Annotated in this window: 16 protein-coding genes; 8 read left to right on the forward strand and 8 right to left on the reverse strand. The window is 39.7% G+C overall.

The annotated features are described in order from the left end of the window. On the forward strand, positions 1-220 hold a 220-nt coding region (locus CKY02_RS13000; RefSeq protein ID WP_146747437.1), incomplete at its 5' end, for a transposase. A gap of 38 nt (positions 221-258) precedes the next feature. Here the strand turns inward: CKY02_RS13000 and CKY02_RS13005 are convergent. From CKY02_RS13005 to CKY02_RS13015, 3 genes are all read right to left on the reverse strand, one after another. Continuing rightward, entirely contained in the window at positions 259-759 is a 501-nt protein-coding gene (locus CKY02_RS13005) for a tetratricopeptide repeat protein (RefSeq protein ID WP_238399232.1), read from the reverse strand. A gap of 77 nt (positions 760-836) precedes the next feature. Then, positions 837-1,967, reverse strand: a complete 1,131-nt coding sequence (locus CKY02_RS13010) for a hypothetical protein (RefSeq protein WP_238399233.1) — start codon at positions 1,965-1,967, stop codon at positions 837-839. A 477-nt stretch (positions 1,968-2,444) separates the two neighbouring features. Continuing rightward, positions 2,445-2,876 (reverse strand): DUF29 domain-containing protein, encoded by a 432-nt coding sequence (locus tag CKY02_RS13015; RefSeq protein ID WP_058588616.1) that lies wholly within the window; start codon positions 2,874-2,876, stop codon positions 2,445-2,447. Between the two features lie 41 nt (positions 2,877-2,917). On the opposite strand from CKY02_RS13015, the gene CKY02_RS23865 reads away from it, so the two are divergent. After that, a complete protein-coding gene (locus CKY02_RS23865; protein WP_146747438.1) occupies positions 2,918-3,121 on the forward strand; it encodes a hypothetical protein in 204 nt (67 codons plus the stop codon). 71 nt (positions 3,122-3,192) lie between these two features. Here CKY02_RS23865 and CKY02_RS13020 read toward each other — a convergent pair whose 3' ends face one another. Next, positions 3,193-3,624 (reverse strand): DUF29 domain-containing protein, encoded by a 432-nt coding sequence (locus CKY02_RS13020; RefSeq protein ID WP_112895603.1) that lies wholly within the window; start codon positions 3,622-3,624, stop codon positions 3,193-3,195. 505 nt (positions 3,625-4,129) lie between these two features. Between CKY02_RS13020 and glpT the strand changes: the two genes are divergently transcribed. Both glpT and glpQ read left to right on the forward strand, forming a co-directional pair. Continuing rightward, positions 4,130-5,482: a glycerol-3-phosphate transporter gene (gene glpT / locus CKY02_RS13025; protein WP_112895604.1), complete on the forward strand. Its 1,353-nt coding sequence runs from the start codon at positions 4,130-4,132 to the stop codon at positions 5,480-5,482. A 179-nt stretch (positions 5,483-5,661) separates the two neighbouring features. Continuing rightward, on the forward strand, positions 5,662-6,738 hold the full coding sequence (gene glpQ, locus CKY02_RS13030) for a glycerophosphodiester phosphodiesterase (RefSeq protein WP_112895605.1): 1,077 nt from the start codon (positions 5,662-5,664) through the stop codon (positions 6,736-6,738). A 43-nt stretch (positions 6,739-6,781) separates the two neighbouring features. Here the strand turns inward: glpQ and epmA are convergent, their stop codons facing one another. The 3 genes from epmA to CKY02_RS13045 all read right to left on the reverse strand — a co-directional run bounded on the left by epmA (position 6,782) and on the right by CKY02_RS13045 (position 9,269). Further along, positions 6,782-7,759, reverse strand: coding sequence for an elongation factor P--(R)-beta-lysine ligase (gene epmA, locus CKY02_RS13035; protein ID WP_112878252.1), 978 nt, complete (start codon positions 7,757-7,759; stop codon positions 6,782-6,784). A gap of 139 nt (positions 7,760-7,898) precedes the next feature. Then, complete coding sequence (locus tag CKY02_RS13040; RefSeq protein ID WP_112895606.1) at positions 7,899-8,312, reverse strand: fascin domain-containing protein; 414 nt, start codon at positions 8,310-8,312, stop codon at positions 7,899-7,901. Positions 8,313-8,855: 543 nt separating this feature from the next. After that, the gene (locus CKY02_RS13045; protein WP_112895607.1) at positions 8,856-9,269 is read right to left on the reverse strand and encodes a fascin domain-containing protein; all 414 of its coding nucleotides are present in this window, start codon (positions 9,267-9,269) and stop codon (positions 8,856-8,858) included. Positions 9,270-10,015: 746 nt separating this feature from the next. Here CKY02_RS13045 and frdA point away from each other — a divergent pair. From frdA to frdD, 4 genes are read left to right on the forward strand one after another with little or no spacing between them, the layout of a single operon-like run. Then, on the forward strand, positions 10,016-11,812 hold the full coding sequence (gene frdA / locus CKY02_RS13050) for a fumarate reductase (quinol) flavoprotein subunit (RefSeq protein ID WP_112895608.1): 1,797 nt from the start codon (positions 10,016-10,018) through the stop codon (positions 11,810-11,812). Beyond that, positions 11,805-12,539, forward strand: coding sequence for a succinate dehydrogenase/fumarate reductase iron-sulfur subunit (locus CKY02_RS13055; protein ID WP_112878250.1), 735 nt, complete (start codon positions 11,805-11,807; stop codon positions 12,537-12,539). The genes frdA and CKY02_RS13055 overlap by 8 nt, the downstream gene beginning before the upstream one ends. Positions 12,540-12,555: 16 nt before the next feature. Beyond that, positions 12,556-12,948 carry a fumarate reductase subunit FrdC gene (gene frdC, locus CKY02_RS13060; RefSeq protein WP_112895609.1) on the forward strand — a complete coding sequence of 131 codons (393 nt, stop codon included), beginning with the start codon at positions 12,556-12,558 and terminating at the stop codon, positions 12,946-12,948. Positions 12,949-12,964: 16 nt separating this feature from the next. Beyond that, on the forward strand, positions 12,965-13,318 hold the full coding sequence (gene frdD / locus CKY02_RS13065; protein ID WP_112895610.1) for a fumarate reductase subunit FrdD: 354 nt from the start codon (positions 12,965-12,967) through the stop codon (positions 13,316-13,318). Positions 13,319-13,576: 258 nt separating this feature from the next. Here frdD and sugE read toward each other — a convergent pair whose 3' ends face one another. After that, positions 13,577-13,891, reverse strand: coding sequence for a quaternary ammonium compound efflux SMR transporter SugE (gene sugE, locus CKY02_RS13070; RefSeq protein WP_112895611.1), 315 nt, complete (start codon positions 13,889-13,891; stop codon positions 13,577-13,579). Positions 13,892-14,004: the final 113 nt, after the last annotated feature.

Below are 14,004 nucleotides of genomic sequence, written 5' to 3' on the forward strand. Positions count from 1 at the left end.
AAAAGTGATAATTCCCTATAAATCAAATGAAAAAGCGCGGTCAGATGGACGGGTTAAATTCGACCATGAAACGTATCGAAGAAGAAATGTTGTAGAAAGATGTTTTGGTCGACTCAAAGAGCATCGTCGCATCGCCACCCGTTATGAAAAGACAGCAAGAAATTATATCGCTATGGTGAAATTAGGTTGTATCCGCTTATTTCTTAAGGCCATAATTTAATTGAGGGACATAACCTAGCATCCCAAAATATAAATTCACTATTCTGATTTTTTCAATTTAATAACATCACTCCAATTATTAATAAGAAATGTGCATTCATGACACCCAATTTGACTCCCTTTATTAAAATACTCTTTTGCCTTATTAAAATCTTGATTTACACCAATCCCATTTAAATAATTTATTCCAATAGTGCGATAGCCCTCAAAATATCCACTTTTTCCAGCCAATTCGAAAAGTGCTCTCGCATCTGAGTATTTATTTTCATCCTCTAAAATAAATCCCAAATTAACCATAGATCTTAACTTATATTTATCATTTCTTGATATAGATAACTTATATTTTTCACTGGCTTCTTGACGATAACCTTCTTTTTGTTGTATTACAGCAAGCATCCAGTTTGCATCTACATTACCACTATTTGCTTTCTTTACTAATGCATGATATTCATCTTCATTTTTAGGCATTAGAATAGAGAATTCTGATAAAAAATCATCTGAATGATTGAAGACAATCGATGGGGTATCTTGTATATTCATGTCTGAACTCTGAACAATAAAAGAAAAAAAGAACATTGAGTAGAGAAAATATTTCTTATTTTTTACAAAAAAATGACTCATAATATAATCTCGCTAAAAGTATTATTTATCCCTATTATGTCAATATTTGAATTTAGTGACTCCATCTGTATGTTTTTATCCACAGCAAAAAACACATCCACTATCTTAGTCGTATCCCCATTATTCCAGAGTACTGAGCTTTCAAACCCATGAATATTACCATTTATATCCTTGAATCCATTTTCTTTATAGGTAAGATTTATAGCAGAGATTCCTGATTCACTTAATTTATACAACTCTCCATCATCAGTGATACCATCTTTATTGGCATCAATCCATAACTCTAATGAATTCCATAGACAATCATTTTGATCAAAAATACCATCAAAATTATCGTCAAGGTCTGCTAATGCAGCAAACCCATTTACTGATTTGACTCCATTTGTTAATATAGAATTATTCCCGAACAACTCATTTCCGTTATTTATTTTTCCATCTCCATTTTTATCCCATACCAGAAATGCATTATTGGCTTCTATCCATCCTGAACTTTCAACAATACCATCATTATCATGATCAAAATATATAGAACCATTTTCCGCTATGGTAATAATACCATCGCCAGTTAAATCAATAATAAGTGGTGTCTCTGTACTCTTCTGATCTTCAACAATTTCTTCAAGATTATCTAATACGGCATTTGGACTCATTCCCCGTAATTCCTGAATGAAATCTATACCATTTTTATCATTATCATAATGTGAAACTCGAAGAATTGAGTTTACAAAATCTATACAGTTATTAGTAAGGAGGTTATAATTCGGCTTAAAATCATAGAAATTTCCATTTTTTAAATCAGAAATGTAATTTCTCATATTATTAACCACACTTTCTGAATATATTGGATATGTAACACTGGAAATTTTTGATTTATCGTATGCGATTGAATCTCTAAAAGTTATGTTCTCAACTCCTCCTGCTTGCTTATTATCACCCAAGCCCCATCCGATTGATTCACCCTGAAATTCAACCCATACATGTCCAAAAGTAGATTTGCTAACGTCTCCTGCCGCATTAGTATATTTAGTACCTGAAGATGCTATTTTTACTGTTATTGTTTCTACATGCATTCCTTTAAAATTTTCGTTAAAAACTTTATCAACTAACCCATAGTCTTTACTTGGCATAGTTATTTCCTTATTGAAAACTTCCATGATTATCCTTGATAAATAAAATAAAATTTACTGCAAATAGAAATAATTATCAACATCACTACGGAAATTTTATAAATTTATATAAAAAAATCAAATTAATAATTTTCTAATATTTTATCTTTATTATTATATTTTTCGATAATAAATTAAAACTGTTAGAATTTTCCTTCCGTTACTATTTTGGCTCCGACTATTGCCTTGAGTATAGCCACAGCGATCACAATGAATTTTTCTGTAATTATTGATACGGCAAAGGTCATGAAAATGAAAATGAAAATGAAAATGAAAATGAAAAAGGATAATCTTAGCTAATCCAATGAGTATCCACCGAAAAAAATAATTTCTGTTAATACTGCTTGCTGTGAAGTGAAAATCAATCAACCACGTTGTTAAGCAACCGAGAAAACGCACTGTTCAAAGTCAGTGCGTTAGGAAATAAATTTATCGAGTCTATTCAGGCCAAAAATTTTCATCCATTATTTGCTCAAATGTCCAAGGACAAGTTTCAGGAAATATATTCCGATTAATTAGCGTCTCTTTTTCTGCCAATCGACGAGCAGCGATGTAAGCTTTTTCCAAATGCTCATTCAACTTATTTTTCAAACTGGGAGATTCTTGCAAACAGTCAATTGCCTTATCACGCTGTTCTTCAATGGTCAGTTCCCAACTCCGCCCTCTGCGATCTGCCTGATATCTCCATTTCAGTAAATGTGCGAGTAAAATTTCCAACCGGGATCGTAATTCTCTGCGCTCGCTTCGCCCCATAGCCTCAATTTCCTCAAGAAGATTTTCCGTATCCAACTGGCTCAAATCACCGGAACGAAGCAAACCTGCCTGCTCCTGAATCCAACCATAAAAGTCGCTGTCATAACGGGTCGTCATGGTTCCTCCACTTGTATATCAGCTATGCAACTGTATAAATTATGAGTCTGACAGATTATTGGCATACCGTCAAAACAGTACATACCCTATGGATTTCAAGATGCGTCGCGGCGGCAAAGGAGAGAATCCCCGGGAGCATAGATAACGATGTGACCGGGGTGAGCGAGTGCAGCCAACAAAGAGGCAACTTGAAAGATAACGGGTATATTTATCATCAAAATCGATTAGCACCCCATTCACCATAAAGGTACAACACAGTATTGCAGCTTAAAACCGGTGGTTTACCCTTCCATTTAGAAGAGTAAATTTATCGAGTCTATTCAGGCCAAAAATTTTCATCCATTATTTGCTCAAATGTCCAAGGACAAGTTTCAGGAAATACACTACGCCTAATATTAGTTTCCCTCTCTGCTGCAATAATGGCATCACCATAAGCATCAGAGGAAATTTCGCTAAGTTCTGACTTTAAGCTGGGATTTTTTTTAAGACGACGGGCTATTTTTCTTCTCTGCTCTTCAATCGTAAGCTTCCAGCTCCGACCTTGCCGTTCAGATTGGAATTGCCATTTTAGGAGGTGAAGAAACAGTACCTCAAGACGAGATTCCAGCTCGCTTCTTTGGCTATTTCCCATACTTTCTATTTCCTCCGAAAGGTTTTCCCTATCCAATTGACTCAAATCACCGGAACGAAGCAAACTGGCTTGCTCCTGAGTCCAACCATAAAAATCACTGTTATAACGGGTCGTCATGGTTCCTCCACTGGGTATATCAGCTATACAACTGTATAAATTATGAGTCTGGCAGATTATTGGCATACCGTCAAAACAGTATGTTTATCGTTAAAATCGATTAGCAGCCCATTCACCATAAATTGAGAAGATCCCTTCGTCTAGTAAGGATACATATAAAATAACAAATAGAAGATGTATGAAAACTGTGGTTTTTGTTTGATAAAGAACAAAAACGAACCAAAAACGCTCACCAACAATTAAGTAAAGCTCGTTATTGTGACAATAGTCACAATTTCATTGGTAAAGCACATTTCAAAAAGTTAACAAATCACTCAGAATTACCGCTAGGGCAAAACAACTTTAACAACTGAGTGTTGTTTCACAGACGAGGTTGAGTGATTTCGACTATCATAATTTTCGTTATGGAAAATAACCACTTACAAAACCTTTCATTTTCCCATCCGGTGGCATTAGTCAACCGGCAAGCTGTTTATAAAACCAAAAATGCCATCGGAGGCAAAATATGTTAAGTATTTTCAAGCCGGCACCTCATAGGTCCCGACTGTCAACAGAACAGATAGATCCAGTCTATCGTCGCTTACGTTGGCAAATTTTTATGGGGATCTTCTTTGGTTACGCGGCTTACTATCTGGTAAGGAAAAACTTTGCACTTGCAATGCCTTATCTGGTTGAGCAAGGTTTTTCCAAAGGTGAGCTCGGTTTCGCTCTCTCAGGGATCTCTATCGCATACGGCATCTCAAAATTCATCATGGGCTCCGTATCCGACCGTTCTAACCCACGAGTCTTCTTACCTGCGGGTCTGATCCTCGCGGCTATTGTTATGCTGTTTATGGGTTTCGTACCCTGGGCAACGTCCAGTATCACTATCATGTTCGTACTACTGTTCTTATGTGGTTGGTTCCAGGGTATGGGTTGGCCTCCTTGTGGACGTACCATGGTGCACTGGTGGTCACAGAAAGAACGTGGCGGTATCGTTTCTATCTGGAACTGCTCACATAATGTGGGTGGTGGCTTACCACCATTGCTATTCCTGTTGGGCATGGCGTGGTTCAATGACTGGAAAGCAGCACTTTACATGCCAGCTTTCGCCGCCATTCTCCTTGCATTGATTGTATTTGCCCTGATACGTGACACACCGCAATCCTGTGGCTTGCCACCAATCGAAGAGTATAAAAACGACTATCCTTCTGATTATACAGATAAAAATGAAAATGAGTTGACAGCTAAACAAATTTTCATGCAGTACGTGTTACCGAACAAACTGCTGTGGATGGTTGCCATGGCTAACGTATTTGTTTATCTGCTACGTTACGGTATTCTTGACTGGTCACCAACCTATCTACGTGAAGCCAAACATTTCGCACTGGATAAATCTTCATGGGCTTATTTCCTGTACGAATATGCTGGTATCCCAGGCACGCTACTATGTGGCTGGATGTCAGACAAAATATTTAAAGGTAACCGTGGTGCAACCGGTGTGTTCTTTATGACACTGGTCACTATCGCAACTATCGTATTCTGGTTGAACCCACCAGGTAACCCCACTGTAGATATGGCTTGCATGTTGATTATTGGCTTCCTTATCTACGGCCCAGTGATGCTAACTGGTTTACATGCCCTTGAGCTGGCTCCAAAGAAAGCCGCTGGCACAGCCGCCGGCTTCACCGGCTTATTTGGTTACTTAGGCGGCTCTGTTGCTGCAAGTGCTATCATCGGCTACACCGTTGACTTTTTCGGTTGGGACAGCGGCTTTATGGTAATGATTGGTGGTAGTATCTTGTCCGTTATTCTATTGCTAATCGTTACAATTACCGAAAAAAAGCATAAACAAGAAATCGCCCAACAACATGGCTAACCTCTGTCATTAAACTGTGATATATCACTGATAATATCAATTAAGCCGCAGCATTATATATGCTGTGGCTTTTTTTAGCCTCTCAATTAAGAGATTATGTCAGTGAGTGTTATTAACACAACCAAACTCACAGTTTAATGAGATAAATTTTATCTCATCGCCAAAACGGAGAAACACACATGCAAACTCCAATTAAAACAATGATAATGGGTATCATTTTAACTTCATCGATGTCAGGCATCACGCAAGCAGCAGATAAGATTGTTATCGCCCATCGGGGAGCAAGTGGATACTTACCTGAACACACTCTGCCGGCTAAAGCGATGGCTTATGCCGAAGGTGCTGATTATCTGGAACAAGATCTGGTCATGACTAAAGATGATGAACTGATAGTCTTACATGACCATTACCTTGATCGTGTCACTGACGTTGCCAATAAATTCCCTAGCCGTGCTCGCCAAGATGGGCGCTACTATGCCATTGACTTTACCTTGTCCGAAATCAAGTCACTAAAATTCACGGAAAGCTTCGATATTAAAAATAATCAACAGATACAAAGCTACACCAATCGTTTCCCGATGTGGAAATCTGATTTCCGAATCCACACTTTTCAGGAAGAGATTGAATTTGTTCAAGGATTAAACAAATCTACCGGCAAAAACATCGGTATTTATCCTGAAATCAAAGCACCGTGGTTCCACCAACAAGAGGGAAAAGATATTTCTACTAAGGTACTAGCCGTGTTAAAAGCGTATGGTTACACCAAGAAAAGCGACAAAATTTATCTGCAATGTTTTGATACCAACGAACTCAAACGCATCAAAAACGAATTGGAACCTAAGTTAGGCATGGATCTGAAACTGATTCAACTTATCGCCTACACCGATTGGAATGAAACTTATGAAAAACAATCAGACGGCAAATGGACAAATTACAGCTATGACTGGATGTTCAAACCAGGTGCGATGAGAGAAGTGGCACAATACGCTGATGGCATCGGCCCTGATTATCATATGATTGTAGCGGAGTATTCCACACCAACCAATATTAAGCTAACTAGTCTGGTAAAAGAGGCTCACACCAACAATCTGGAAGTCCATCCATACACGATTCGAGTTGATCAACTGCCTAAATACGCCACCAGCGGCGATCAACTTTTCGATATCATGTATAACCAAGCGGGTGTAGACGGTGTATTCACCGATTTTCCTGACTTAGGTGTGAAATTCCTGCAAAAACAGTATCAATATAAATAAGATGCAAACAGGGCGCCTCAACCAGCGCCCTGTCACTTAATAATTACGCCTTACTTATCGAAAAGGCCATAACATCACTGAGCTTTTCAGCCCCCAAAGCCAACATCACCAAACGATCGACACCAATCGCCACACCTGCACACTCAGGCATTCCTTGTTTCAGGGCACCAATCAGGTTTTCATCAATTGGTCGAACAGGTAAACCCAACGCTGCACGTTTACGGTTATCCCGTTCAAAACGCTGGCACTGCTCATTGCCATCAGTCAGCTCACGGAAGCCATTTGCCAATTCAACGCCTTTAAAATAGACTTCAAAACGCTCTGCAACTCGATGATCTTCTTTGCTGATTTCCGCCAAAGAAGCCTGAGAAGCCGGAAAATGGTAGATAAAAGTTGGTTTTTCAGTACCAATGTGCGGTTCAACACCAACAGCAAACAAAAGTTGTAATAAAGTATCCCGATCCTCTTCTATATCAGCAATATTACTCAGATCCAGCTTGGCGGCGATTTCACGCAGCTTTTCTTTCTCTGCTGATAGCGGATCAATACCCAGATAACGCAGGAAAGCTTGTTGATAAGAGAGTGATTCCGCACTTTCACAGTCAAGGATTTGTTGAAGTAAATCATCAACTTCATTCATCAAACGATACATATCATAGTGAGGCCGATACCATTCCAGCATGGTAAATTCAGGATTATGATAACGACCCGCCTCTTCATTACGGAAACAGCGACCGAGCTGATAAATAGGGCCACTTCCTGCTGCCAGTAAGCGTTTCATGTGATATTCCGGACTTGTCATCAGATAAAGAGTCATACCATCTGCGGCGCCTGGACCAACAAATTCCGTCTGAAAAGAAAACAATTGGATATCAGTCACTGTAAACTGACCTATCGCAGGTGTTTCAACTTCCAATACCCCACGATCTGCGAAAAAGCGCCGTATTCCTGCTAAAATAGTCGCTCGTTTCAACAAGTTGGCGATAGGTGCACTTGGCTGCCAGTTTGCTGTTTCGCTCATGTAAATGACTCCAAAATAAAACAAAACGTGCAGTCTACCTGCATCACACATATCAGACAAATTATTACCGCCTGATCATCCCGGAACAACTTAGTTTGTCTTGTATCACAACAAAGCCAATACCAGACAAAATCACTATTTACTCTAACAGAGTTATCAATCTAAAGTGGCAAAATCCGTCCATATTGGTTTTATCAGGCTTAATATAATTAATACCTTTTATACTAAGCCTAGTCAGATATTTTCCATTATCTGCCTTTAGCGCTATCACATTATCGTCGACATCTTCTACAGTAAACGTAGAAGAAGCATCAACCTCCAATGTTGCCGCTTCAATATAATTACCACCAGGCCGAGCAACCCGACTCAAATAGAGCCCATTGTCTGCCCGAAGTGCTATCGTATAAGCATCAAATAGCGTCATTACATATCGGGAAGAAGTACCAAGTGTATATCTTCCAGCCTGAATGTAATTAATCTTTCCTTGACTGAATCGACTCAAATAAAGTCCATTATCTGCCATCAATGCGATAGTATGCTCTGATAATGCCATCATACCCTCCGTTTAAATATAATTAATTATAGAATACCATTTAATCCTCATATCGACTCTCTATGCCCGTAGAAATAAAACTCCCTTGTTGAATATATACTACTACCGTTAAACAATAAAACATATTATCACTTTATTATGGATGACATTACCAATTATCACTTATAATTATTAAATGACCAGAAGCAATTATCATATTTAGATTAAAAGTAAGATATTATAAAGAAACTGAAAAATAATTTAAGATGATAATTATAATATGACCAGTAATACAAAGAATAGATTATACCCGTCATCTTTCAAGTTGCCTCTTTGTTGGCTGCTCACCCCGGTCACATCGTTATCTATGCTCCCGGGGATTCGCTCCCTTGCCGTCGCGATGCATCTTGAAATCCATTGGGTATATTAATAAAATTATTATGAAATATAATTAATATTTTATCTGGTGTATTAAGTGACTAATCCTATTTTAATAGTAAAAAATAGTGGTCAGGTAAAATTGACCACCATAATAAGATGTCAGCAAAGATCACAATTGTCTAATTACAGTTTTATAACTTTAAACTGGCAATATATATCTAAGTCGTATTTATCCGGTTTAATATAGTTGAAAATACCACCGGCATTGCTCCGACTCAGATACCTTCCATTATCTGCACACAAAGCTATTACATTATCGTCGATATACTCTAAAGTAAAAGTAGAATAAATATCAATATCTGATTTTGTCGCTACAATATAATCGCTACCCGCCAGAGAGATCCGGCTTAAATAAAGCCCATTACTTGCACGAAGTGATATCTTATTGGAACTAAGTTGTGTTGCAGAATATTTGGTGTAAATGTCAACAATAGGTTTATTAGCTTCAATAAAATCAAATCCTCCACCTCGATCAATTCGACTTAAATAGAACCCATTATCTGCCTGTAATGCAATAGGGCCACTTGATAATCCCATAATATTCTCCTGTTTAAATATATTATTTATAGCGCATTAATTTAACCACCTAATTTTACTATTTTTGTAAACATAAAATCTTTTCAATGAATATATACAACTAATACGATTATTAAATACCAAAATATATTTTGGTATTTATTTTAAGTAATATAATTATTTAAGACTTAATTATAATATTAATTAAACACGAATAACTTTCACATTTAAATTATAAAACCATAAACTATAAATAAAATAAAATAAAATAAAATAAAATAAAATAAAATAAAATAAAATAAAATAAAATAAAATAAAATAAAATAAAAATTCATTTAAAATTATTAACTGCAACATTATCAAAGTAAAATAAAACTTTTAAATCTCGTTGCATTTAAATAATTTCTAATATCGACAAAAAAATACCAGGCAAGCCAAATTCTATTGCATGGCCTTGATAATCAGCTCCACAAGTGATTCCCCTCTAGGTAATAGCTCTGTCGGTCAATGATAAATTAAAGTCACTAATTCCTGTCTTAGATCAAGTTTTAGTGTTCAAATCCGACAAAATACCCTTTCATATCAAATTTATCTCACTTAGAACCCGTTATACTTAATTCAATACAAACAGTAATAAACAGCTTCCCTTGATCGTTAAAACACCGGATTTTACCTACAGAATGTTGCATATGAAAAATAACAACATTTAGGAAAGTTACGACGATTTTGCTTACTAATTAATTTCACTTAAACAATGGAGAAGCACAGTGCAAATCTTTAATGCCGATCTCGCGATTATCGGAGCCGGAGGCGCAGGCCTACGAGCCGCAATTGCCGCCGCTGAGGCTAATCCTCAGATGAAGATTGCTCTGATCTCAAAAGTTTACCCAATGCGTAGCCACACTGTGGCAGCGGAAGGTGGATCAGCAGCAGTCACCCAAGCTCACGACTCCTACGACTTCCATTTCAACGATACCGTATCCGGTGGTGACTGGTTATGCGAGCAAGATGTTGTTGAATATTTCGTCGAACATTGCCCGACAGAAATGATCCAACTAGAACAGTGGGGTTGTCCGTGGAGCCGTAAAGAAGATGGTTCCGTCAACGTGCGTCGTTTTGGTGGTATGAAGATAGAGCGCACCTGGTTCGCTGCGGATAAAACTGGCTTCCACATGCTGCATACGCTATTCCAAACCTCCCTTAAGTATCCTCAAATTCAACGCTTTGATGAGCATTTTGTCCTCGATATTCTGGTAGATGAAGGGCAAGTGCGTGGCCTAATTGCGCTGAATATGATGGAAGGTACCAAAATTCAGATCAGGGCTAATGCCGTTATTATGGCAACCGGTGGCGCAGGCCGTGTATACCGTTACAATACCAACGGCGGTATCGTGACCGGTGATGGCATGGGTATAGCATTCCGTCACGGCGTACCACTGCGTGATATGGAATTTGTTCAGTATCATCCAACCGGCCTGCCGGGTTCCGGTATCCTAATGACAGAAGGTTGTCGTGGTGAAGGCGGAATTCTGGTCAACAAAGATGGCTACCGCTATTTACAAGATTATGGCCTCGGCCCCGAAACGCCATTAGGCAAACCTGAAAACAAATATATGGAACTGGGTCCCCGTGACAAAGTTTCTCAGGCTTTTTGGCATGAATGGCGGGCCGGTCGTACTATTTCAACTCCACGTGGCAATGTGGTTTATCTGGATCTACGCCATTTGGGGGAGAAAAAATTACTTGAACGCCTCCCCTTCATCTGTGAACTGGCAAAAGCGTATGTCGGCGTTGATCCAGTTAAAGAGCCCATTCCAGTCCGACCTACGGCACATTACACGATGGGCGGTATCGAAACTGACCAGAAATGTGAAACCCGCATTAAAGGGCTATTCGCTGTCGGTGAATGTTCTTCCGTTGGCCTGCATGGTGCAAACCGCCTTGGTTCCAATTCTCTGGCTGAATTGGTGGTCTTTGGCCGTCTGGCTGGTGAAGAAGCAGTAAAACATGTTCAACAAACCAAACCCGTTAATGACCGCACATTGGATGCCCAGGCACGTGATGTAGTCGCACGTTTGAGCAACTTACTAAAACAGAAAGGGACGGAAAGTTGGTCGAAGATCCGTGATGAAATGGGGATCTCAATGGAAGAAGGCTGCGGTATCTATCGCACCCCTGAACTCATGTTAAAAACGATCGATAAGATTGCTGAACTAAAAGATCGCTTCAAACGGGTGAAAATCACCGATAACACCAATGTGTTCAACACGGATCTACTGTACACCATTGAGCTTGGCTTTGGCTTGGATGTGGCTGAATGTATGATTCACTCTGCGATAAACCGTAAAGAATCCCGTGGCGCTCATCAACGTTTGGATGAAGGTTGTACCGAACGTGATGATGAAAACTTCCTAAAACATACGCTCGCTTTCTATAACCCTAAGAGTGTTCCTCACCTAGAATACAGTGATGTGAAAATCACCAAATCCATACCCGCAAAACGTGTATATGGCGGTGAAGCCGCGGCACAAGAGAAAAAGTATAAGGAGCAGGAGAATGGTTGATATGAACACCCTGAGAATGGAGGTCATGCGCTATAATCCAGAAAGTGACCATAAACCCCATTTTATAACCTATGAAATTCCTTATGATGAGCAGACTTCTCTACTTGATGCCCTAGGTTACATTAAAGACAATCTCGCTCCCGATCTCTCTTACCGCTGGTCTTGCCGTATGGCTATCTGTGGCTCTTGCGGCATGATGGTTAACCGTGTGCCGAAACTGGCCTGTAAAACCTTCCTGCGTGATTATCCTCAAGGAATGAAAGTTGAAGCGCTGGCTAACTTTCCTATTGAACGTGACCTGGTAGTTGATATGACCCACTTCATTGAAAGCCTGGAAGCCATCAAACCATACATCATTGGGAATGACCGTAGACCTTCTGAAGGCCCAAATATTCAAACTCCAGCACAGATGGCAAAATATCATCAATTTTCCGGCTGTATCAACTGTGGCTTATGTTATGCCGCTTGCCCTCAGTTTGGTCTGAACCCTGAATTTATCGGCCCGGCGGCGATCACGCTAGCTCACCGTTACAACCTCGACAACCGCGACCACGGTAAGAAAAAGCGTATGCCTCAACTTAACAGCCAGAATGGGGTATGGAGCTGTACATTCGTTGGTTACTGTTCTGAGGTTTGTCCGAAACATGTCGATCCAGCCGCGGCTATCCAACAAGGCAAGATCGAAAGCGCGAAAGATTTCATGATCGCCATGCTAAAACCACAATAAGGGGAGGAAGAAAGTAATGACGACTAAACGTAAACCTTATATCCGCAGCATGGCTCCCAACTGGTGGCAGAAACTGGGCTTTTACCGCTTCTATATCCTGCGTGAAAGTACCGCAGTGACGACTATGTGGTTCAGTATCTTGCTGATATACGGTCTATTCGCTCTAAAAGGCGGCGCACAAAACTGGGATGCATTTGTCACATTCCTGAAAAACCCCGTCATCCTGCTGATTAATATCATCACTCTGCTAGGTGCTCTGCTGCATACTAAAACCTGGTTTGAGCTAGCGCCGAAGGCAGCTAACGTCGTGATAAAAGGTGAAAAGATGGGAGCAGGGCCAGTAATCAAACTACTATGGTCCATCACTATTATCGTCACCACGATTACCTTAGGTATAGCCTTACTTTAACCTCAAGGAGGATCTAATGAATCAAATACCTAAACGTTCCGATGAACCGATTTTTTGGGGATTATTTGGTGCCGGTGGTATGTGGGGCGCAATTGTGGCTCCAGCCATTATTTTACTAGTAGCCATCCTTTTACCATTGGGAGTAGCACCGGAAGCGTTAAGCTACACACGAATTCTGGCTTTCTGTCAGAGTTTTATTGGTCGTGCTTTCCTATTATTTATGATCGTTCTACCACTATGGTGCGGATCACACCGTATCCACCACGGTATGCATGACCTGAAAATTCATATCCCTGCAAGTAAATGGCTTTTCTACGGCTTGGCCGCGATCCTGAGTGTTGTCGCAATTATCGGGGTTTTTACTCTGTAGTCGAATAGCAACGAGCTGAGGTTATAAATACTCTTTACCCTAATCGATGTTGTCGAAAACCTACCCTCACTCGTTTTTATGCTGGAAAATATCTTTAAAGGCTGGTTTATCCGGCCTTTAACTTATTCAAGCTATCATCTGAGATATATGTATTTCTCCGAAACTCTCCTGCTTTTGATTCACGAAAGGGAAAAACTACACGAGTGAAAATAGAAGCTGCACTGCCAAAATATGAAACCTTTGGAGTGCAGTTCACTATTAACTAGACAATTTCAGACCGATAATACCGGCGATAATCAGAGCAAAACTTAAAATCCTGGCAAAACTTGCAGATTCACCAAACACTATAATACCAAAAATAGCGGTACCCACTGCACCAATTCCAGTCCATACCGCATAAGCTGTACCTATTGGTAAGCCTTTCATTGCATAAGCAAGCAATCCCATACTGAGCGCCACAGCACCGGCTGTAATAAGGCTCGGTATCAACCGGGTGAAACCATGAGTATATTTCAGGCCAACCGCCCAGACGACTTCAAATAAACCAGCAATAACAAGAACAAACCAGGACATATCAACGCCCCATAATAGTGTTGTGGAGTCGTCTCCAGAAAACGGCAGTATATCCAGGTCGTCCCGGATAACCATTAGAAACAGTGATAAATTATAGTTGTGTAAAATGGCAA

Origin of the sequence: Photorhabdus bodei, assembly GCF_003287735.1 — a bacterium.
In the GTDB taxonomy this organism is placed as follows: domain Bacteria; phylum Pseudomonadota; class Gammaproteobacteria; order Enterobacterales; family Enterobacteriaceae; genus Photorhabdus; species Photorhabdus kayaii.

Excerpts from the sequence above, each read along its gene's own strand:
- CKY02_RS13005 (WP_238399232.1), bottom strand. The coding sequence starts at position 759 with ATGAATATACAAGATACCCCATCGATTGTCTTCAATCATTCAGATGAT.
- CKY02_RS13010 (WP_238399233.1), bottom strand. The coding sequence starts at position 1,967 with ATGCCAAGTAAAGACTATGGGTTAGTTGATAAAGTTTTTAACGAAAAT.
- CKY02_RS13015 (WP_058588616.1), bottom strand. The coding sequence starts at position 2,876 with ATGACGACCCGTTATGACAGCGACTTTTATGGTTGGATTCAGGAGCAG.
- CKY02_RS23865 (WP_146747438.1), top strand. The coding sequence starts at position 2,918 with ATGAGTCTGACAGATTATTGGCATACCGTCAAAACAGTACATACCCTA.
- CKY02_RS13020 (WP_112895603.1), bottom strand. The coding sequence starts at position 3,624 with ATGACGACCCGTTATAACAGTGATTTTTATGGTTGGACTCAGGAGCAA.
- glpT (WP_112895604.1), top strand. The coding sequence starts at position 4,130 with ATGTTAAGTATTTTCAAGCCGGCACCTCATAGGTCCCGACTGTCAACA.
- glpQ (WP_112895605.1), top strand. The coding sequence starts at position 5,662 with ATGCAAACTCCAATTAAAACAATGATAATGGGTATCATTTTAACTTCA.
- epmA (WP_112878252.1), bottom strand. The coding sequence starts at position 7,759 with ATGAGCGAAACAGCAAACTGGCAGCCAAGTGCACCTATCGCCAACTTG.
- CKY02_RS13040 (WP_112895606.1), bottom strand. The coding sequence starts at position 8,312 with ATGGCATTATCAGAGCATACTATCGCATTGATGGCAGATAATGGACTT.
- CKY02_RS13045 (WP_112895607.1), bottom strand. The coding sequence starts at position 9,269 with ATGGGATTATCAAGTGGCCCTATTGCATTACAGGCAGATAATGGGTTC.
- CKY02_RS13055 (WP_112878250.1), top strand. The coding sequence starts at position 11,805 with ATGGTTGATATGAACACCCTGAGAATGGAGGTCATGCGCTATAATCCA.
- frdC (WP_112895609.1), top strand. The coding sequence starts at position 12,556 with ATGACGACTAAACGTAAACCTTATATCCGCAGCATGGCTCCCAACTGG.
- frdD (WP_112895610.1), top strand. The coding sequence starts at position 12,965 with ATGAATCAAATACCTAAACGTTCCGATGAACCGATTTTTTGGGGATTA.
- sugE (WP_112895611.1), bottom strand. The coding sequence starts at position 13,891 with ATGTCCTGGTTTGTTCTTGTTATTGCTGGTTTATTTGAAGTCGTCTGG.